Below are 20,121 nucleotides of genomic sequence, written 5' to 3'. Positions count from 1 at the left end.
CGGGTATTGTTGCCGTAGAATGGATACATCAATCACTTGGGAGCACCGATCCATGAGCGAGCAGCACGCGTTCATCCTCAAGGCCAAGACCCGCCCGGAAATGGCTGAAGCCTTCGAAACCCTGTTCCGCGCCTACGTCGAGCCAAGCCGCCAGGAGCCTGGCTGCATCGAATATCACATGCTGCGCGACCAGCAAGACCCTAGCCTGTTCGTGTTCTATGAGGTGTGGGCCGACAAGGCGGCGCTGGACGTGCACTCGGCACTGCCGCACATGGTCGAATTCTTCGAAAAGCGCATGGACTACCTTGAGCGCGATTTCGACATCCAGCCGATCGTGATGCTCAGCCCCTCGTCCGCTAGCCGTTGAGCAGCAAATGGCCGCCCAGCGCGGCCAGGCCGATGAAGAAGCAATACTTGAACAGCGCCACACTGATGCGTTGGCGCAGCCACTGCCCGGCAAACATGCCTAGCAGCGCCGGCGCCAGCATCAGCAGCGAAGCCCCCAGCGCTTGCCCACCCAAGGCATCCTGCCCGGCCAGGCCAGCGGCCAGAGCGAGGGTCGAAACCGTGAATGACAGGCCCAACGCCTGAATCATCTCGTCGCGGCTCAGGCCCAGGCTCTGCAAGTAAGGCACCGCCGGCATCACGAATACGCCCGTGGCCGCAGTGACTAGGCCTGTCACTAGCCCGCAAATCGGGCCCAGCCACCCTTCCCGCTCCGGCGCCACGCGCAAGGCAGGGCCTGCCAACCCGTACAGGGCATAAACCACCAGCGCCGCGCCCAGCGCATGCACCGCCCATGGCCCGCTGTTGATACCCACCCAGGCACTGCCGAGCAATGTACCGACGAAAATCATCACCAGCATCGGCCCTAGCCTGCGCAACAGCACTCGCAGATGCCCGCCGGTAGCGAGCTGCCAGAGGTTGGTGAGCGTAGATGGAACGATCAACAGCGCTGCAGCCTGCGCCGGTGACATAGCCAGCCCTAGCAGGCCCATGGCGATGGTCGGCAGGCCCAGGCCAATCACACCTTTGACGGCACCGGCCAGCAGGAAGGTGCTGACCACCAGCAGCGTCAACGCCGGGCCTATGTGCTGGTAGAAAGCGAGCAAAGTCTCCATGGCCGCCATGATGAAGCGCAGCGGTTGAACTGAGAATCTGCCATATACTCAGCCAGACTCTCGCCAGGACAGAGGCAGATGCATTTCGACCTGATCGACCTTCGGCTTTTCCAGCATACCGTCGAGTGCGGCAACATCACCGCCGGCGCCTGCCGCAGCCATCTGTCGCTGCCAGCGGCCAGTGCCCGCATCCGTGCCATGGAGGCCTCGCTCGGCACCGCTTTGCTTGAGCGCAACCGCCGTGGCGTTCAGCCCACGCCCGCCGGGCAGGCGCTGTTGCAACATGCACGGCAGATCGCCCAACAGGTCGAGCGCCTGCAGTTCGACCTGGCCCAATATGCCGGGGGCCAGCAAGGCCAGGTGCGGCTGCTGTGCAACACCGCTGCCTTGACCGAGTACCTGCCAGAGCTGCTGGCCAGCTACCTTGCCGACAACCCAGGGCTCGGCATCGACGTGCAAGAGCTGCCGAGCCTGCGTATCGTGCAGTCGATCACCCAGGGCATGGCTGATCTGGGCGTCATTTCTACCGCAGCCCCCAGTTCGCATCTGCAGACCTTGCCATTTCGTGATGATCCGCTGGTGTTGGTGACACCACCGGGCCACCCCCTCAGCGAAGCGCCTGCACCGAGCTTCGTCGACTCCCTTGCCCATGGTCATGTTGGGCTGGGGGCCAACAGTGCCTTGGCGTTGTATTTGGAAGAACAGGCGCTGCGCGAAGGCCGGCGCATGCAGGTACGGGTGCGGGCCGAAGGGTTCGACGGGGTAATTCGCATGGTCGCAGGTGGCGCCGGCATTGGCGTGGTGCCGCTGGCATCGGTGCAGCGCTGGCAGGGGGTACTGCCGATGAACTGGGTAGCGCTGCGAGAGGACTGGGCCAAGCGGCGGTTACTATTATGCGCGCGAGATTTCGCCGGGTTACCAGGTTATACGGCAGGGTTGGTCGAGCGATTGATGCAGGCCTGATCGTGCATCGGTGCCTGCACTGGCGCACTGGCGGATGTACCTACAGGGTTTGCGCTGCATAGCGCGGGCAGGCAGCTGGGCGTCGAGCCCAGGCAACTGCGGGTCGGCCATAGGGCCTATGGTGACCAGTCATTCAGCCAGTCACCAGGAGTTGTGCCATGTCCGATTTCATCACCGTCCTGCGCGAAACCTGCCCGACGCCGGTCGTGGACGCCACCAAGTGGAAGCGCATCGGCGGCGACCCACACACCGTCAACCTCAACGCCTACCTGTCGGCTGACGGCAGCAAGATCATGGGTACCTGGATCTGCACCCCGGGCAAGTTCGAGGTCAACTACGAGAAGTGGGAGTTCTGCCACTTCCTCGATGGCTACTGCATCATCACCCCGGAAGGCGAAGAGCCCAAGCACCTGAAAGCGGGTGATGTGTTCGTGATCGAACCGGGGATGAAAGGCACCTGGGAAGTGGTCGAGACGGTGCGTAAATACTTTGTCTTTGCCTGATTTTTTGCCAAAGCAACGCAGGCCCTGTGGAAATCAGTAGACTTACTGCAGGGCCAGCACTGTATTGAACATCACTAGTAAAAATAGCAAAACAATGCTGCACCGATTGAGCTTCTCAACATCTTCTGACACAAACCCTCACCTTCAATCTCTATGCTTGTAGTCCCTTTCTGAATTGCTTCATACCGCCCCTTATCCTATTGCCCTCGCACGCGCCCAGATCTAGCCTGCATTGACCGCCCGAGTCAGCGGGCAACATTCCCTGGTCACAATTAATATCAAGGAGAGATAAGGATGGCTTGCGACGCCTATATTCAGATCGACAATATCCCAGGAGAGGCCCTGGACGAAAAATACAGTGAGTGGATTGAAGTGCTGGGGTACGACTTTGGCATCAGCCAAAGTACATCTGCCACTGCAAGTTCTGCAGGTGGCGCAACATCCGGCCGGACCTCCGTCACAAACTTCACCTTCACCAAGTACCTCGACAGTGCTAGTTGCAAACTGTTAGAAGCCAGTTGCACGGGCCAGCATCTGAAAGAGGTGAAGCTTGCCCTATGCCGGGCTGGCGGTGAAAAACTCAGGTACTTTGAAATCATCCTTGAAGAGGTGATCATCGCGGAGTATTCGCAGAGCGTGGACACAGGGGTGCCAGTAGAAGTGGTGCAGCTCAATTACGGCCGGATCAAGACCACTTACACCCGGCAGCGCCGCCATGACGGCACTGGCGGCGGTAATATCGCCGGGGGCTGGGACCGCATCGGCAACAAGAAATACGCGTGAGGGTACCGCCATGTCCGAAGCCCGCGCGTACCTCAATCTCAAATTGCAGAACTACCACAGGCTGAAATCCGACCTGGCGCTGACCGGTCATTCCCTGGAGAAGTTCGACGTGCTGAATTCACACATAGCCAATACCGTGGTCCGTAGCGGCGAACTTATCATTATCGGCGATCCCACCACGGCCTCCTGCACCAGCCAGGAGGCCTGGATGATGAGGCAGGCGACAATCGTGCACATTGGGCTGATGCGCAATGGCCAAGGTGTGGACAATTTCTTCGTCGATAATTTCGAGACGCTGAAAAGCTTGATCGCGCATGCGTCCATGGGCGCTGGCGTTGTCAGTGAAGGGTGGAGCAAGCACCTGAAAGCTATCGAGGCCACCTTGATGGATATCGAAAAGCTGCATCAACGGCATCTCGGGTCAGGGGCCATCGCGGCTCGCGATCAGTTCTATGCACAGCGTGCGGCCTTGTTCGTCAACCTGGATGAGCAGTTAAACAAATTGGCTGCTTACGGTTCGGGCCTGAGGAACAAAAGTTCTATCAAAAGGGCGTTGGGGATATCCACAAAGAGCTATTTACATACAGGTGAAATTGCGGGATATGCCAATAAAGTTGCGGGCGTAGCGAAGGCAGCCAGCGTGATAAAGCAAGGCACCTACGTGGGGGTGGCTCTCGAAGTCGCAGGAACAGGACTTGAAATCCACAAGGCCTGCACGCTCGGGCGTGAAGCGGATTGCGAGAAGGCGAAGTATGTTCAAGGCGGCGCATTAATTGGGGGACTAGCAGGCGGAAGCATTGGCGGGTATGCGGCTGGTACTTTGTTGGCCCCTGGACTATGTGCCGCGATCGGCTTGACAACGGCAGGCACGGGTGGACTGGCCTGTGCAGTACTGATCGGTGGTGCTGGAGCCACGATTGGAGGGAAAGTTGGAGAGGGCCAAGGTGAAGTCTATGGTGAGTTCCTGTACAGAGCGCTTTCAAGGTGAGCTTTATGGATGAAGGAATACCTGCGGCAATCATCATAAACCTGATCATCATCATAATGATAATTCAGTGCATTATTGCCGCTCGACGCACTGAGTATTATGAGTCCCTATTCCCTAACAGCCAATACATAGAAAAAAACAAAGCAACGTACGAGCAAGCCGGACTATTAGGAAAGCTCATGCGTACCGGAGCAATCTCAACAGTACTCATAATGCCTTCAGTTTTCATAAAAAGGAAATTAGTAGCACAAGAAGACATAGCATCATTCCCTAAAAATGCGAAGAACTTACTTGTAACTCTATGGGCGATAGAAATGACGCTTTTTACATGCCTTATAACTTCCCACTACCTTTAGCCTCAATTTTAATTGAGCGATCCATTGCAACAAGCATAAATTCGACGGGCTATGGCATCAAAACATCGCAGGGCGGCCCCCTCCCCTCTGGTGCGCAGTTACAGAGGGAAGGCAACCAAACCCGCGATGAAGTCTTCGCTCGTCAATCCTTCCTGCGGTAGCCCTCAACGATTGCCGAGAAATCCTTGCCGCCGTCTCCACGCAGGCTCATGGCCTGGTACAGCTGCTGAGCCAAGGCCCCGAGGATTACCGGTTGGTGCGCCTGGCGAGCGGCCTCGGTGGCAAGCCCCAGGTCCTTGAGCATCAGTTCGGCGCCAAACCCACCGGTATAGCCACGCGACGCAGGCGCCGTGTCAATGATCCCTGGCCATGGGTTGTAGGTATCGGAGCTCCAGCAACGCCCAGTGGAACTGTTGATGATCCCCGCTAGCACCTGGGTATCGATGCCCAGTGCATTGCCCAGGGCCATGGCCTCCGACACGCCGATCATCGAGATGCCCAGCAGCAGGTTGTTGCAGATCTTGGCAATCTGCCCGGTGCCTACCTCACCGCAGTGCACGATGTTTCGGCCCATCTGCGCCAGCACCGGCTGCAGTGTCGCGAACAACTCGGCGCTGGCGCCGACCATGAAGGTCAGCGTGCCCGCCGCTGCGCCGCCGGTGCCGCCGGAAACGGGTGCATCGCCCAGGTCTACACCTTTGGCCGCAGCGGCCTTGGACACCTCGCGGGCAGTCTGCGGGTCGATGGTGCTGCAGTCCACGGTCGCAGTACCAGGGCGGATACCGGCCAAAATGCCAGTCTCCTCGTCCAGATAGACACTGCGCACATGGGCGGCGGCTGGCAGCATGGTGATCACCATCTCACTGCCGGCCGCCGCATCCCGTGGCGAGGCGCTGACCTGCGCGCCCAGCTCGGCAAGTTCGGCCAACACAGCTTTGTTCAGGTCGAACAGGTGCAGTTGGTGCCCCGCCTTGATCAAATTGCGGGCCATGGGCGCGCCCATGTTGCCCAGGCCGATGAATGCGATATGCATGGCGTTCTCCTTAGCGCAGGCTGATGGTGGTGTTCACACCGTCGTTGACACTGTCGTCATCGAACCAACGGGCGGTGACAGTCTTGGTCTGAGTGTAGAACTGCACCACTTGCTTGCCGTACGGGCCGAGGTCGCCAAGCTTTGAGCCACGGGAACCGGTGAAACTGAAGAAAGGCACCGGCACCGGGATCGGAATATTGATCCCCACTTGGCCGACATCGATTTCGCTCTGGAATTTGCGCGCCGCGGCACCGCTTTGGGTGAACAGCCCGGTACCGTTGCCGAATGGGTTGGCGTTGACCAGGGCGATGGCCTCATCGAGTGTGTCGACTTCCAAGGTGACCAGTACTGGGCCGAAAATTTCCTGGGTGTACACCTGCATGTCGGTCTTCACCCCAGAGAACAAGGTTGGGCCGACGAAGTTGCCGTTCTCGTAACCCGGCACCTTTACGCCACGGCCGTCGAGTTCGAGTTTGGCGCCCTCCTGGATACCGCTCTCGATAAGCCCCAGTACACGTTCCTTGGCGCGCTTGGAGACCACCGGGCCGACGTCGGTGCCTGGCTCACAACCGGCGTTGACTTTGAGTTTGCTCGCCACTTCCTTGATATCGGGCAGCCATTCACGCGCCTTACCGACCAGCACCGCCACCGAGGTGGCCATGCAGCGCTGCCCGGCAGCACCGAACGCGGCGCCGACCAAGGCGTTGACGGTTTGTGTGCGGTTGGCATCAGGCAGCACCACGGCGTGGTTCTTGGCGCCCATCATCGACTGCACACGTTTGCCGTGCTGGCTGGCCAGGTTGTACACGTGGGTACCAACTTCCGTTGAACCCACGAAAGAGATCGCCTTGATGTCTTGGTGCGTGCAGATCGCATCGACTACTTGCTTGCCGCCATGCACCACATTGAGCACGCCCGCAGGCACACCGGCTTCCAGCGCCAGCTCGACCAGCAGCATGGTCGAAAGCGGGTCTTGTTCGGAAGGTTTGAGGACGAAAGTGTTCCCGCACACGATGGCCATCGGGAACATCCACAGCGGGATCATCGCCGGGAAGTTGAACGGGGTGATGCCCGCGCATACGCCGATCGGCTGACGCAGGGTGTAGGTGTCCACGCCACCGGCTACGTTCTCGGCGAATTCGCCCATCTGCAAAGTGCCGATGGAAGCCGCATGCTCGACAACCTCAAGGCCACGGAAAATATCGCCCTCGGCGTCAGCCAAGGTCTTGCCCTGCTCGGCGCTAAGCACCTGGGCGATACGTTTGGTGTGTTCGCGGATCAACGCCTGCAACTTGAGCATAATGCGCATACGCGCACCAATCGGCGTGTCACGCCACGCCTTGAAGGCACGCTGGCCTGCAGCCACGGCGGCATCCACTTCTTCGACGGTGGCAAACGGTACCCGCGCCAGCACCTCTTGGGTGGCGGGGTTGACGATATCCCGCCATTCGCTGGTCTTCGACTCGACCCACTGGCCGTCGATCAACAGCTTGACCTGCTCGACCTTGGTCTTGTCGGGGGATTGCGGTGCGTTCATCTGCGTTCTCCTTGGAATTATTGTCAGGACGCGATTGCCAGCGCCACGCAAACACGGGATGGCGCCGCAGGGCTTTTTTCGAGTATAGATGTGCAAACATCCAACAAGAACGCACAAAAAAACCGGATCAACATGCAAAAAGACCTGACATCCCTTGGTTCGCTGAACTGGGACGACCTAAAGTTTTTTCTCGAAGTGGCACGCACTCGCAAAGCCAGCGCTGCCGCCAAACGCCTGGCTGTCGACTACACCACGGTGTCCCGGCGCATCACGTCGCTGGAGGGGGCGTTGGGCACGCTATTGTTTGAAAAGTCCCGTACCAGCGGTTTCGTCCTGACCGCCGAGGGGCAACGGCTGTTGGGCTACGCCGAATCGATCGAAAGCACATTACATATGGCCTGCGAGCAGGTTTCAGGCTCGGGGGTGGCACTGTCGGGGCATGTACGGATGGGCTGCACCGAAGGTTTTGGCAGCTTTTTCGTGACCCCACAACTGAGCCATTTCGTCGATGCGTACCCGGCAATTTCGGTGGATATTCTACCGCTGCCGCACTTCATCAGCCTGTCCAAGCGCGAGGCGGACATCGTCATCGCCCTGGAGCGGCCCGAGCATGGCCCCTATGTATGCTGCAAGTTATGCGATTACCGGCTGCGGCTGTATGCGACCCAGGACTACCTGAACAACCATGCGCCCATCCGCCAGATGGGCGACCTGGTCGACCACCCGTTCATTAGCTACGTGGACGACCTGGCCTTCAGTTCGCAGTTGCTCTACTTGGCCAACCTGATCCCCAGCGCCAATGCCCATTTGCGCAGCACCAGCGTCATTGCCCAGTACACGGCGGCACTGCAAGGCCGAGGGTTGGCGATCCTACCCTGCTTTTTGGCGGCCCAGGATGAGCGGCTGGTGGCGGTGTTACCAGAGCAGATCGAAGTGACGCGGCAGTTCTGGATGTACTGCCGCGAGGATTTGCGCAAGTTGAAGCGCATAACCCTGCTATGGGACTACATCCGCGGTGTGACCGAAGCGAATGCACGTTTGTTGATGGGTGAAACCCGAGACATGCAGTTCGCCTAGGTGTGATGGGCTGCTTGGCAGCCCTTGGGGCTCAGTATGATGCCACCACGATCGATACCCGCCGGTTCTCCGTACGTCCGGCGCGGGTACGGTTGTCGGCTACCGGCTGCGTGCTGCCCAGGCCGCGGGTCTGGATATTCTGGGCCGGCATGCCCACACCGACCAATGCTTGGGCCACACTCTGCGCACGCCGTTCGGATAGCTGCTGGTTGTACGCAGCCTTGCCCGAAGCATCGGCATGGCCGTCTATCCGCACGCCTTGAATGCCCACACTCAGCAACGCTTTGCCGATGCGCTCGACGATGGCCTGACTCGCAGCGTTGAGGCTGTCCAGATCACTGCCGAACAGCACCTTGCCCGACAGATCGAACGCCCAGCCCTCTTCGGTCGGCGTAAAGCCTTCGCGCTGCAGGACGGCGATCTGCTCGGCGCTCAATCCTTTGGGCGGTGCGCTCTGGCAACCAGTGAGCGCCAGCAAGGCCAGCACCAGCATGATGAAGGGAAAACGAAAACACTGAATCACGGTTCAACTCCTGTTTCTGAAATCGACGGCGGGCTGTTCCTTCCGAGCCGCTTGCCACTGGCCACGGCGCTTGCGCTTGGCCTGGTACATCGCCGCGTCTGCGGCATTGAACAGAGAGGCAGCGTCGCTGCCATCGTCCGGGTAAAACGCAACGCCCACACTTAGCGAGGTCGTGAGGCGTTGTCCGCCCTCAAGCTGCATCGGCAACTGCATGCTGGCGATGATCTTGTCGGCGATACGCTCGGCGTCCTCGCGAGTATGAAGCGGGGCCAACAATACGGCGAACTCGTCTCCACCCAGGCGTGCTACCAGGTCATGCTCGCGCAATTGTGCACGCACGCGGTCGGCAATATTGATCAGTACTTCATCACCTGCGGCATGCCCGAGGGTGTCGTTGATCTGCTTGAAGTGGTCACTGTCGAGAAACAGCAAAGCCAGATGATCCTGCTGGCGTGCAGCGTTACGCAGGCTACGACTGAGGCGGCCCTCGAAGAACGCGCGATTGGGCAGGCCCGTCAGGCTGTCGTGGCTGGCCTGGTGCGCCAGGGTGGCATTCTCGTTCTGCAGATGGCTGTGCCATATCTCCAGCTCATCGAGCAGGGCATTGAAGTCAGCCCCCAATTCGTTGAGCTCGGCAATGGGGGCTTCCGGCACTCGTCGGTCGAAACTACGCTCTCGACGAGCGGCATGGGCTACGCTGGCAAGCCCGCGCAGCGGGCGAACGATGTCGCCGAGCAGGCGCCGCGAGAAGTGCAAGGCGACGAAAGCACTGAGGATCGTGCAGAACAAGATCCCGCCCAGACCGCTGAGCAGGAACAGCAACAGGCTGCGGCCCTGGCCAGTGATTTCAGTATGCCCGACCCTCTGCTGCTGATGCATGATCGGCAGGCTGATCGGCTCACCCAGCAAGGCCGTCGCCACACGCACTTCCAGATGCCCAAGCACCCCTTCATCGCTGCGCTGCCAATGCGCCAGTTGCTCACCGTCTTTGTTGAACACCTTGGCATCGGCCACTTCTTCGGTTTTGGCGATCAATTCCAACGCTTCGTTGGCTGCCACGCTGTCATCGAATACCACGGCGGCTTCGACGGTGTAGTTGATCGAGCGGGCTATCAGGTGCAGGTTGTGGTTGGCATACACGCGCAGGGCGAGCACCCCCAACAGCGTCAGCGAGATACCGGCCAAGCCCACCGCCAGCAGGGCAACGCTCAGGTGCCCACGGCCAAGCACCGAGCGCAGGGTCGGGCGAACGGCCTGCCGGTTGCCGGCCTTCATGGCTGCAGGCTTCATGGCATTACCCCACGGCGCCGTGAAAGCTGCAACACACTGGGGTGGATGCGTACGCCGGAGCGAGCCACGGAGTCCAGGTTGACCTCGAATGCCACCTGCTGATCGCTAACCCGCAGGCAGAACAGGCTACCCACGGTGCAAGGGTCGTCGGCCTCGCTGATGCTAACCACCGGGCGGCCGCTGAGCACGTGGAACAGGCGATTACGATCGGTATCGTCGAGCTTGCCGATGTAAACGGCGTCACAGGCTTGGGCCAGCTGTGGATCGTTGGCCAGTAGGCGCCTTACTTGCAACGACTGACCGTTGTTTTGCAGATTGCCTTTGATCAAATCGTCGGCATATTCGGTGGGCCCGACCAGGCACAGGCGCAGAGGCACAGGTGCTGAAGGCCAACGAGCGTAGCTGAGAATGCCCAGCACCACCTGCGTCACCGCCTTGGCACGATGTAGGGCCTGCACTGAGGTGGCCGCTTGCTCCGCTTGGGCGGGGCTAGCCATAAGCGACAAGGTGAGCAGATGCAGCGTAAGCGCACAGCCCATCAACCACTCCCTGGCGCCTGTCATGTGAGAGATCTCTCAAAATCGTGTTTGATATCGGCGCAACGATAGCACAACGCTGGCTATCTGGAGGAGCGGCCGTGTGCCGCCTTCAGGCCCAGGCTACACCTGTTCGAGCATCAGCCCGGAAATACGCCTAACCTTACGAAGCACGGCCTCCTCGAAAACACCCTGCCGTGGCTCGACCAAGCTGAAGCAGTGCTTGGCACGGGTGATGCCGGTATACACCAGCTCCTTAGTCAGCACCGGGTTCAGTGCGTCCGGCAACACCAGCGCGGTATGGCTGAACTCTGAACCCTGGGACTTGTGCACGGTCATGGCGTAAACGGTTTCGACCTCGTTCAGCCGGCTGGGCAGCACGAAGCGTACCCCCGTACCGCCGTCATTGCGTGGGAAAGCCACCCGCAAAAGCGCTTGGCCTTGTTCATCCGGCAAGCGCAGTGCGATGCCGATATCACCGTTCATCAGCCCCAGGCCGTAATCATTACGGGTCACCAGCACGGGTCGGCCCTCGTACCACAACTGCTGGTTATCGATCAGCCCGGCATTGTGCAGCACCCGCGCCACACGCTCATTGAGGCCTTCGACACCCCAGGGGCCCTTGCGCACAGCGCACAGCAGCTGGAAATCTTCGAAGCTATGCAGCACGTTGGCGGCCCACTGCTCCCAGCGTGGATCGTCGAAAGCCGTACCAGGTGCGGGCCGATGGCGGCCAATGGTGCGCAGGTAGCTCCGGTAGCCTTGAGGCCCCTCGCTGCCGCGGTCAAGGCCGTCCAGGATCAAGCGGTCCAAGGCCTTGTCCTGCTCGTTGCGCAGCGCCAGCCCAAACACATCCGCAGGCGGCATGCTCAACACATCCCGCGCCGCCTGAGCCTGTTGACGGTTGACCAGGCGGGCCAATTGGCCAATACCGCTGCCCTCACCAAAGCGCCGCGAGAACCGCAGCATCACCACTTGCTGGGCCAGCGGGTTGCGCTGTGCATCACCCTGTTCAAGGCCGCTGGCGGCCAGTGACTGGCCACCGATTTGCTCCAGCCAGGCTTGGGTGGCAGGCGAATAGCGGCCCTCTTCGGCGTCCCGGCACAGGTCACCCAGCACGGCGCCGGCTTCGACCGAGGCTAACTGGTCTTTGTCGCCCAGCAGAATCAAACGCGCTTTGGGTGGCAGCGCTTGTAGCAAGTTGGCCATCATTTCCAGATCGATCATCGACGCTTCGTCGACCACCAACACATCCAACGGCAGCGGATTACCCGCGTGGTGGCGGAAATGCCGCGAACCTGGGCGGCTGCCGAGCAAGCGATGCACAGTGCTGACGTCGGTTGGGATATGCCCACGCACCTGGGCAGTGACCTGCAAACGCTCGACCTGCTGGCCGATCGACTCGGTCAGGCGTGCGGCCGCCTTACCGGTTGGGGCGGCCAGGCGAATGCGCAGCGGCCTGCCCTGCTCCACCGCAGGTGCCTGCAACAGCGCCAGCAGGCGCACGACGGTGGTGGTTTTGCCGGTCCCAGGGCCGCCGGTGATGATGCTGAAACCTGCGCGGGTGGCCAAGGCGCAGGCCAGTTTCTGCCAGTCCACCTGCCCCGGCAGAGCGCCATCGTCGAACAGCTGAGCCAAGCGTGCAGGCAAGTCGGCTGGGGCCGCTTCGCTCTGGCTCAAGCGTAGGCGCAAGGTCTGGTCAATCTGCCGCTCGTAACTCCAGTAGCGGCGCAGGTACAGGCGCTGCCCGCTGAGCACCAGTGGCCGCGCCTGCTGACCTGGGGCGTCACCATCAGCCACCAGGGTGCTGGCGGCGATGCGCTGCAGCCAAGTACGCAAGTCCAGGTCGGCCAATAGCTGCGAAGGCAGCAGCAACGGGCCGGTCAGGGCATCGCCTTCAGGCGGCAGTGACAGCGCGAAATCAGGCTCGGCGAGGGTCTGTTGCAAGTCGAGGCAGACGTGCCCATGGCCTAGCTGATGGCTGGCCAACGCGGCCGCCAGCAGCAGCAGCGGGTCACTGCCAGGCGCGCGCTCTTCGAGAAAACTGACGAACGCTCGATCGAGCGCCCGCAACCAGCCACGCTCTACCCAGCGATCGAGCAGCTGCAACAAGTCGGTACTGTTACGCTGGGGCGCCAGCGCCAGCAGATGCTCGGCGCGCAGCGGCGTAGGCAAGAGATCGTCGAGGGTACGGCTCATGGCGCGGCTCCGGCAAACAGGTCCTGCTGTTCGGGCGCGTGGACGCCACGGAACAGCGCATCGAGGGCCTCGATCAGCTCCCGTGGCGGCCTGGCGAAGTACACGCCATGGCCACTACTGCTGGCTCCGCGCAGGAAGATGAACAAGGCACCGCCCACATGGCGGTCGTAGTCGTAATCTGGCAAGCGTGCGCGCAATTGGCGATGCAGGGCCAGCAAATAAAGCACGTACTGCAGGTCGTAGCGGTGTTCGAGAATGGCTTTCTCCATGGTCTGGCTGTCGTAGGCTGCGATGTCCGGCCCCAGCCAGTTGGACTTGTAGTCCGCGACGAAGTAGCGCCCGTCGAGTTCATACGCCAGGTCGATGAAACCCTTGAACATGCCATTGAGCAAAGTCGGTTGCGCTGCGGGGCGTGCACAGCCTGGATGGGTATACCGGGCTACCAGGCGGTCGAGTTGCTCGGCATTGACGTTGTGGCTGGCGAACCAGAACTCCATCTCGATCTGATACTGCTGCAAGCGCGCCAGGGTCATCGGCGCCGCGCCAGCTGGCAACGGCTCGTTCAGCAACTGGTGCAGCCATTGGCTGAGGGTGGGGATCCACCCGGTCCAGTCTCGCCGGTTGCAGCGTTGGCCGACGGTACGCTCGATCAGCTGCGGATCATTTGCGACGTTACTGAAGCCTTCACGGCCTGCCCACTCCAGCAACCCATGGAGAAACGTACCGGGGTTGGGGCCACGGGGGAAGCGATGGATGTCACCACCGTCGGCCGGCACCTCGCGAACGATCTGCTGGCTATCAGGCACCTCGTCATCGAGCAGTTGCTGGGCTTGCGAGCTATCCGCGCCAAGGGTCTGCTCCCCCAGGCGCAGGGCGCTGTAGGAGGCGATCCACCAATGCTCGGCAGCGGCTCGGCGGGGCTTTCGAGCAGGTAGCAGCTCCCGTTCGATCTGCGAGGCCTGATACCGCTCATCAGTGGCTTGCGGCAAGGTCGGGCAGGCAATCTCCAGGCAACCTGCCTGCAGGCTCTGAAGCCACGCACCCAGCAGTTGCGAGCCAGGCAGTGCCTGGCCCCCGCCAAGCAAATAGCCAAGCGCCGAGCGGTGCAGCTGCGAGCTCTTCTGGTTGCCACGCTTGAGGTCGGCCACGCCCAGCCAGCAGGCGTGCTGAGCACGCGTCAGGGCCACATAGAGCAGACGCAGATCTTCGGCCAGACGCTCCTCGTCGGCCAGCGCGATCTGCGCTGCATCGGGTGTCAATGTCAGTTGCACATGGCCTTGGTTATCGTGCCAGGCCAGCGGCAGACGGCTGCCGTCCACCGGCTTGCTGGTGCAGATGAACGGCAGGTACACCAACGGGTATTCCAAGCCTTTGGACTTGTGGATGGTTACCACCTTGACCAACTGCTCGTCGCTTTCCAGGCGCAGAATCTGTTCTTCCCCGGCTTGGCTGGAGTTGGCCAGGTGTTCTGCCAGATGGCGAATCAGCGCCTGTTCACCATCGAGCTCGGCCGCCGCTTGTTGCAACAGCTCAGCCAGATGCAGCAAGTTGGTCAATACACGTTCACCGTCCGTGCGGCCAATCAGGGTGCGAGGCAGTTCGAATTCGTGCAGCAAGTGGCGCAACATCGGCAGCACGCCCTGGCGCTGCCAGAGCTCGCGGTAGCGACGAAAACGCATGACCCAGCCTTCCCAGACACGCTCATCCTGGTTGAGCTGGTCGAGTTCAGCCAGCGAAAGGCCCAGGGTCAGGCTGGCCAGTGCGGCCTTGAGCAGACGCTCGGAGTCCGGCTCGGCACAGGCCTTGAGCCATGCCAGCAAATCATGGGCCTCTTGGGCGGCGAACACCGAATCCTTATCGGAAAGGTACACGCTGCGCACGTCGCGGGCGGCAAGTTCGCGGCGCACCAATTGCGCTTCATGGCCATCGCGCACCAGGATGGCGATATCCGATGGCTGACACGGGCGCAGCTCGCCGTTTTCGTCGCTGAAGCCAGATACACCGCGCTGCCCACCGTTCAATACCGCCACGATATGGCTGGCGCAGCTGGCAGCCAGCTGCTGGCGGTAGAACGTACTGGAAACCGGCTCGTCGCTCTGCAGTTGCCAGCATTGCAGCGCAGCGCAGGCCTGGCCATCGAGCAACAGCTGCTCGCTGCGCCCCTTGGCACGAACTTCGACAAATGGCAGCGGATTGTCGTCAGCTTCGCGAAACAGGAAGGCACCCTTGCCTTGGGGGCGAGCCTCAGCTTGCAGAAACACTTGATTGACTGCCGCGACCATGCCCTGGCTGGAGCGATAGTTGGTGTCCAGGCTGTGCAGGCGGCCGGCGGTGGCACGGCGGGCCGACAGGTAGGTGTAGATGTCGGCACCGCGGAAGGCGTAGATCGCCTGCTTGGGGTCACCAATCATGAACAGGCCAGTTTCCGGGTTGTTCTCACCGATACGGTAAATGCTTTCGAAAATGCCGTACTGCACCGGGTCGGTGTCTTGGAACTCGTCGATCAAGGCCACCGGGAACTGCTCGCGGATCAGCGCCGCCAGACGTTCGCCCGACTCCGTGCCAAGGGCATGCTGAAGCCGCAGCAGCATGTCGTCGAAACCCATTTCGGCGCGGCGGCGTTTTTCCACCTCGAAGCGCGCGGCTACCCAGGCCGCGGCATGCTCCAGCAGGGGCGCATCGGGGCTTGGCAGAGCCTGTAACTGCTGTTGCAGGTTGAGCATGGCATGCAGGGCTGGATGCTCCGGCGGTTGGCCCGCTTTCCAGATTTCGGCCAGCCCTTCCGGGGTCAGGCGACTGAACCCGGTGCCCAGATCCAGTTCCACCATATGCGCGTCACTGGCCCAGCCACGCAGCTTGTCGAACCACGGCTCGAAGTAGCGCGCTTGCAGCTTGCGTCCATCGACCTGTTTGGCCGCCACTGCGTCGCGGCAGATTTGCTGCAGCTCATCCGCCCACTTCGCCCATGGCCCCTTGAGTTGCCGCAACTGCTCGCCGCGCTGCTGCAGCGCTTGATCGATCAATGCTTGCGGCGCAATGTCGTCGGGCAACGCACGCACGCGGCCAAACAGGGGGCGGATGCGCGGCAACAGCGCATCCGGGCTACCCCAGTGTCCGCGTACCCACTCGAGCGCTTCCCCGCGCATGCCGTAGCAATAGCGCCGCCAGTAATCGCGCATAACCTGGCCAAGCAGCTCGCTGTGGTCTGTTTCAAGGCTTTGGGTGAACAGGCTACCGCTATCGAAGGCATGCTCGCGGAGCATGCGCTGGCACCAGCCATGGATGGTCGAGACCGCGGCTTCATCCATCCATTGCACCGCCACTTCCAGGCGGTTGGCGCAGCGCGGCCATTGCGCTTGGGCATAGTCGCTGCGCAGTTGTTGCAGCAATGGGTCAGGGTGCTCCAGTTCGCCGCGGAAGTAGCGTGCAGCCTCGGCCAGACGGGCGCGGATACGCTCGCGCAGCTCTTTAGTCGCGGCATCGGTGAAGGTCACCACAAGAATTTGCGGCGGCAGCAGCTCACGGCCGAAGCCGCATGTGCCACCGTGGCCAAGGATCAGGCGCAAGTACAGTGCGGAAATGGTGAACGTCTTGCCCGTACCGGCGCTCGCCTCGATGAGCTGGCTGCCATGCAGAGGAAAACTCAGTGCCAAAGGACGGGCCTGGGTCATGCTTCACGCTCCGGGTTGCCCTGGGCCTGCCAGGCTGCGCTGAACAGAGGGCGGTACAAGGTTTCACACCAGCCTTCGAAGGTCTCGTCGGCGCTCAGTGCAGCGAAGTCGGAAAACTGCCGGGCCAGAGCAACACTTTCGCTGCGCTCGCCGAAACTGCTGCGGCCATCGCCCTCGTAGGCACGCGTAGCGGCCGCCAGGGCTTTGTCTGGGTCTTGCTGCCCCAGCCAGGCGAAGGCGGTCTTGGCGGCAACTGGCAGTGGCGCGTTCATCCCCGCCTGGCGGGCGATCAGCAATTCCCCCAAGCGTTCGCGCGCCTGCGCCTGTGGCAAAGGCCCGAGCAGCAGGGTGATGTCACTGGCCAACAGAGCACTGTGCAAGGGATAACCCACAGCGCAGGCGGCCAGGTGCATCACCCAACTGGCGATCAGCCGATGCCACTTGAGGTTGTTGCGCCCCGCGCCGATGGTGTTTGGCACGGTGGTGATACTCAAGAGGCTGTGGTCGTCAGCTTGATAAACCCGGCCCAGCCAGCCCTCCAGACGCTGGTTGGCATGCTCGAACTGAATGGGCAGTGCTCCCTCCACCACCGTAGGCCAGCGCCGCAGTAATTGACCATGGCGTTGCAGCAGATCGGGCAATGGCTGGATCAGTTCGGTCTGCAACATTTCACCGAAGCCTGCCAGAGGCAGCAATCCGCAGGCTTGCAGCCGGCGAGCCTGGGCTTGCAGGGCATATTCGGCGTTTTTAGGGTCGCTCAGCGCGGCGGCCAGCAAGCTTTCGCTGGCGCTATAGCGCTGCAAGGCATCGAGTACGAAGGGCTCTTCGTCTGGCGTAGGCGCCTGCAGGGCTTCGAAGAATACCTTCAGGCGCTGACTGAAGAAATGCCGTACGGGGTGACGAACAAAGTCCTGCAACTGGGTCAGCGTCAGCGGCTCATCACTGACGTACGGCGCGAGTGCTAGTTCAGGCGACTGCTCGTCGCTGTTCTGGCGATGCAACAATTGCCATTCATGGGCGAAGCTGAACAACCCAGTGCCCTTGTCGAAATAGCGTGCACTGAATGGCTGCAGTGGGTGCTCCTGGGTCAGCGCATGCAGCAGTGCCTGGCCGTCAGAACTTCCCTTGAGGCGCCAACCGGCAACCAGGTGGTCGCGCAGTTGGCCGATCAATACCGAGGCGGGCCGTTCACTGTTGTCACGGATGCTGCGGCCCACCCAACTGATGTAAAGCTGGTCACGTGCCGACAGCAACGCTTCGAGCAGCAGATAGCGGTCATCCTCACGTCGCGACCGGTCGCCTGGGCGATAGTCACTGGCCATCAGGTCGAAATCCAGGGGCGGCTGTGCCCTCGGGTAGTCACCATCGTTCATGCCTAGCAGGCACACTACCCGGAAGGGGATGGCGCGCATGGGCATCAAGGTGCAGAAGTTCACCGAGCCGGCGAGAAAGCGCTGGGACAACTTGCCTTCGTCCAACCCCGAAAGCCAAGCCTCGCGGATCACCGTGAGCGGCAACGGGTCTTGCAGGCTGACGGTCTCGCAGACCTCCAGCCAGTTGTCGCGAAGGGCCAGCAGTTGCAGCAGGAGAAACTCGTCGTGCTCCTCTTCAGCCAGGAAGAACACTTGCAACAGGGCGCCCAGTCGATCTCCCCACTCACTTGCCGTGGCGGGCTGGGACAAAGCCTGGTTGGCCACCTCTAGCGCATCGAGCAGCGCCACCAGCGGGCCAATCAAGGCTGCGTCCAGGCCGCCGATTTCATCGTACGGTTCGATACCGTCGCAACCTTCGCCCATCCCAACGGCGTAACCCAGCAGCATCCGCCGCAGCCCGAAACGCCAGCTGTTCTGCTCAAGACCGTGGGGCAACCCTAGGGAGGCGCGCTGTTCAGCGTTCAGCCCCCAGCGAATGCCCGCGCCTTGGATCCAACGGTGCAGGGTGGGCAAGTCGCTTTCACGAATGCCGAAGCGTGCGCGCAGAGCCGGTACATCGAGCAGGTCAAGGACCTCACTGACGGCAAATCGGCTGTCCGGCAGCTTGAGCAGATGCTCCAGGGCAATCAACAGCGGGTCGCGGCCACGTTGCCCCTGATCGGTGAGGGTGAAAGGAATGTAACGCGGGTCGTTGCGCTGCAATTGGCCGAAAACTGCGCGGATGTGTGGCGCATAGGTGTCGATGGCTGGGACCATCACGATCACATCGCGTGGACGCAGCGTAGGGTCGGCGCTGAAGCGTGCCAGTAACTGATCGTGCAGAATTTCTACTTCGCGCTGAGGGCTGTGTGCCACGTGAAAACGCACCGAGCGGTCTTTGCTAGGGTCGACCGCAGGCCAGCAGTCTCGCGTTTCTGCAAGTGGTCGCAGTTCGAGGATATCGTCCTGCAGCTGACTCAGCAGTGTGGTGGGCTGGCCTTCACTGAACAGGTCGATGCGCCCATCGCTGAATACGCCTTGGTAGCTGCCGGGGTCATCGTAGCTGTCCAACAAGTTGATGTAGTCACGGCCCTGCTTGCCCCACGCTGCCAAGAGCGGGTGGGCGTGTTGATGCAGTGACTCATCGTCCAACTGCACCGGCATGCCTGGCTTGCGCTGTTGGCGCTTGTACTGATGACGCAGGAGATCTTTGTCGGCAACGATATCGGCCCAATGGTGGCGACAAGGATTGTGAACACACAGCAACACCTGACTGAACCGGGACAGCCCGGCTAGTGCCTCCAATGCCTGGGCGGGCAGGGAGGAAATACCGAATACGATGACCCTCGAGGGCAATCCAGGCGGTGCACTCTGCAGTTTTTCGATACGTTCAAGGAAGCGCTGATGCACCCCTGCCCGGCTCTGCGCCATGCTCTGCTCACCCACATCCTCAAGCAGCGCCCGCCAGAGCTCAGCTTGCCAGCGGTTGCCCGGTGCAAGGGGTTTACGTTCACCGCGGGCGCTGTTGAGCGTGTGCTCTCCGGCTGCCCAGTCCTTGAGCCAGTCGGCACGGTATACCTGGTACTGGTCGAACAAATCAGCCAGACGCTCTGCTAACTGATAGCGCTTGCGCAAGTCACTGTCATCGGTGAGAAAGCGGCGCAGTGGTTCGAAATGTGGACGCTCGATCAGGGCAGGTAACAGACGCATCAGACGCCAGGTCAGCGGCGCCTTGTCCAGCAGCGACACTTCAGGGATTTCTTCACGGCCAAGTACTTTGCGATACAGCTGCCACATGAAACTGCCTGGCAGTTGCACATCGATGGCGGCGGCAATCCCACAGCCTCCAAGATCATCGTCCCGGGAATCTTCAGCCAGGGCGAGTTTGAGCCATTGGGCAATACCATTGCTCTGGACCAAGGCGATTTCGTTTTCCAGCGGAGCCAACGGGTAGCGTCGCATCCAACTCACCACCAGGCTACGCAAGTCATCCAGGCGGTTGCCATGGACGACCATGAAACCAGGTTGCAGTGAGGTAGTGGTGGGCATGGAAAAGTCCCTGAGCAGAGAAGGGGCAACGATATCACGGCTGAGTGCAGGTGCAGGCACGGGCCCAGATGAAGGCCAGA

Annotated in this window: 15 protein-coding genes; 6 read left to right on the top strand and 9 right to left on the bottom strand. The window is 61.2% G+C overall.

Annotation, left to right across the window (positions count from 1 at the left end):
• Positions 1-52: 52 nt before the first annotated feature.
• Positions 53-367, top strand: a complete 315-nt coding sequence (locus ACK59H_RS04325; RefSeq protein ID WP_060478495.1) for a putative quinol monooxygenase — start codon at positions 53-55, stop codon at positions 365-367.
• On the opposite strand, the gene ACK59H_RS04320 is transcribed toward ACK59H_RS04325, so the two are convergent.
• A complete protein-coding gene (locus ACK59H_RS04320) occupies positions 357-1,121 on the bottom strand; it encodes a sulfite exporter TauE/SafE family protein (RefSeq protein WP_060478546.1) in 765 nt (254 codons plus the stop codon). The two genes, ACK59H_RS04325 and ACK59H_RS04320, sit on opposite strands and share 11 nt — an antisense overlap.
• Positions 1,122-1,199: 78 nt before the next feature.
• Here ACK59H_RS04320 and ACK59H_RS04315 point away from each other — a divergent pair, with 78 nt between their 5' ends.
• From ACK59H_RS04315 to ACK59H_RS04300, 4 genes are all read left to right on the top strand, one after another.
• Positions 1,200-2,084: a LysR substrate-binding domain-containing protein gene (locus ACK59H_RS04315; RefSeq protein WP_409264271.1), complete on the top strand. Its 885-nt coding sequence runs from the start codon at positions 1,200-1,202 to the stop codon at positions 2,082-2,084.
• Positions 2,085-2,242: 158 nt separating this feature from the next.
• Positions 2,243-2,587, top strand: a complete 345-nt coding sequence (locus ACK59H_RS04310; RefSeq protein WP_003258412.1) for a cupin domain-containing protein — start codon at positions 2,243-2,245, stop codon at positions 2,585-2,587.
• Between the two features lie 288 nt (positions 2,588-2,875).
• On the top strand, positions 2,876-3,370 hold the full coding sequence (locus tag ACK59H_RS04305; protein ID WP_269057880.1) for a type VI secretion system tube protein Hcp: 495 nt from the start codon (positions 2,876-2,878) through the stop codon (positions 3,368-3,370).
• A 10-nt stretch (positions 3,371-3,380) separates the two neighbouring features.
• Complete coding sequence (locus ACK59H_RS04300) at positions 3,381-4,358, top strand: hypothetical protein (protein WP_060478491.1); 978 nt, start codon at positions 3,381-3,383, stop codon at positions 4,356-4,358.
• A 498-nt stretch (positions 4,359-4,856) separates the two neighbouring features.
• Here the strand turns inward: ACK59H_RS04300 and mmsB are convergent, their stop codons facing one another.
• Positions 4,857-5,747 carry a 3-hydroxyisobutyrate dehydrogenase gene (mmsB, locus tag ACK59H_RS04295; RefSeq protein WP_060478490.1) on the bottom strand — a complete coding sequence of 297 codons (891 nt, stop codon included), beginning with the start codon at positions 5,745-5,747 and terminating at the stop codon, positions 4,857-4,859.
• Positions 5,748-5,757: 10 nt separating this feature from the next.
• On the bottom strand, positions 5,758-7,284 hold the full coding sequence (locus tag ACK59H_RS04290; RefSeq protein WP_060478489.1) for a CoA-acylating methylmalonate-semialdehyde dehydrogenase: 1,527 nt from the start codon (positions 7,282-7,284) through the stop codon (positions 5,758-5,760).
• A gap of 132 nt (positions 7,285-7,416) precedes the next feature.
• Here ACK59H_RS04290 and ACK59H_RS04285 point away from each other — a divergent pair, with 132 nt between their 5' ends.
• Positions 7,417-8,361 carry a LysR family transcriptional regulator gene (locus ACK59H_RS04285; RefSeq protein WP_060478488.1) on the top strand — a complete coding sequence of 315 codons (945 nt, stop codon included), beginning with the start codon at positions 7,417-7,419 and terminating at the stop codon, positions 8,359-8,361.
• A 31-nt stretch (positions 8,362-8,392) separates the two neighbouring features.
• Here ACK59H_RS04285 and ACK59H_RS04280 read toward each other — a convergent pair whose 3' ends face one another.
• The 6 genes from ACK59H_RS04280 to recC form a co-directional block, all read right to left on the bottom strand.
• Entirely contained in the window at positions 8,393-8,884 is a 492-nt protein-coding gene (locus ACK59H_RS04280) for an OmpA family protein (protein WP_060478487.1), read from the bottom strand.
• A gap of 3 nt (positions 8,885-8,887) precedes the next feature.
• Positions 8,888-10,159, bottom strand: a complete 1,272-nt coding sequence (locus ACK59H_RS04275) for a diguanylate cyclase domain-containing protein (RefSeq protein WP_060478486.1) — start codon at positions 10,157-10,159, stop codon at positions 8,888-8,890.
• An 11-nt stretch (positions 10,160-10,170) separates the two neighbouring features.
• Complete coding sequence (locus ACK59H_RS04270; RefSeq protein ID WP_060478485.1) at positions 10,171-10,737, bottom strand: YfiR family protein; 567 nt, start codon at positions 10,735-10,737, stop codon at positions 10,171-10,173.
• A 96-nt stretch (positions 10,738-10,833) separates the two neighbouring features.
• Positions 10,834-12,909: an exodeoxyribonuclease V subunit alpha gene (recD, locus tag ACK59H_RS04265; protein ID WP_060478484.1), complete on the bottom strand. Its 2,076-nt coding sequence runs from the start codon at positions 12,907-12,909 to the stop codon at positions 10,834-10,836.
• The gene (gene recB / locus ACK59H_RS04260; protein WP_409264270.1) at positions 12,906-16,580 is read right to left on the bottom strand and encodes an exodeoxyribonuclease V subunit beta; all 3,675 of its coding nucleotides are present in this window, start codon (positions 16,578-16,580) and stop codon (positions 12,906-12,908) included. The genes recD and recB overlap by 4 nt, the downstream gene beginning before the upstream one ends.
• Entirely contained in the window at positions 16,577-20,041 is a 3,465-nt protein-coding gene (gene recC, locus ACK59H_RS04255) for an exodeoxyribonuclease V subunit gamma (protein ID WP_409264269.1), read from the bottom strand. The genes recB and recC overlap by 4 nt, the downstream gene beginning before the upstream one ends.
• Positions 20,042-20,121: the final 80 nt, after the last annotated feature.

This window comes from Pseudomonas sp. KCJK9000 (assembly GCF_046230725.1).
Classification (GTDB): Bacteria; Pseudomonadota; Gammaproteobacteria; order Pseudomonadales; family Pseudomonadaceae; genus Aquipseudomonas; species Aquipseudomonas promysalinigenes.
This window is presented reverse-complemented; position numbering and strand designations above follow the sequence as displayed.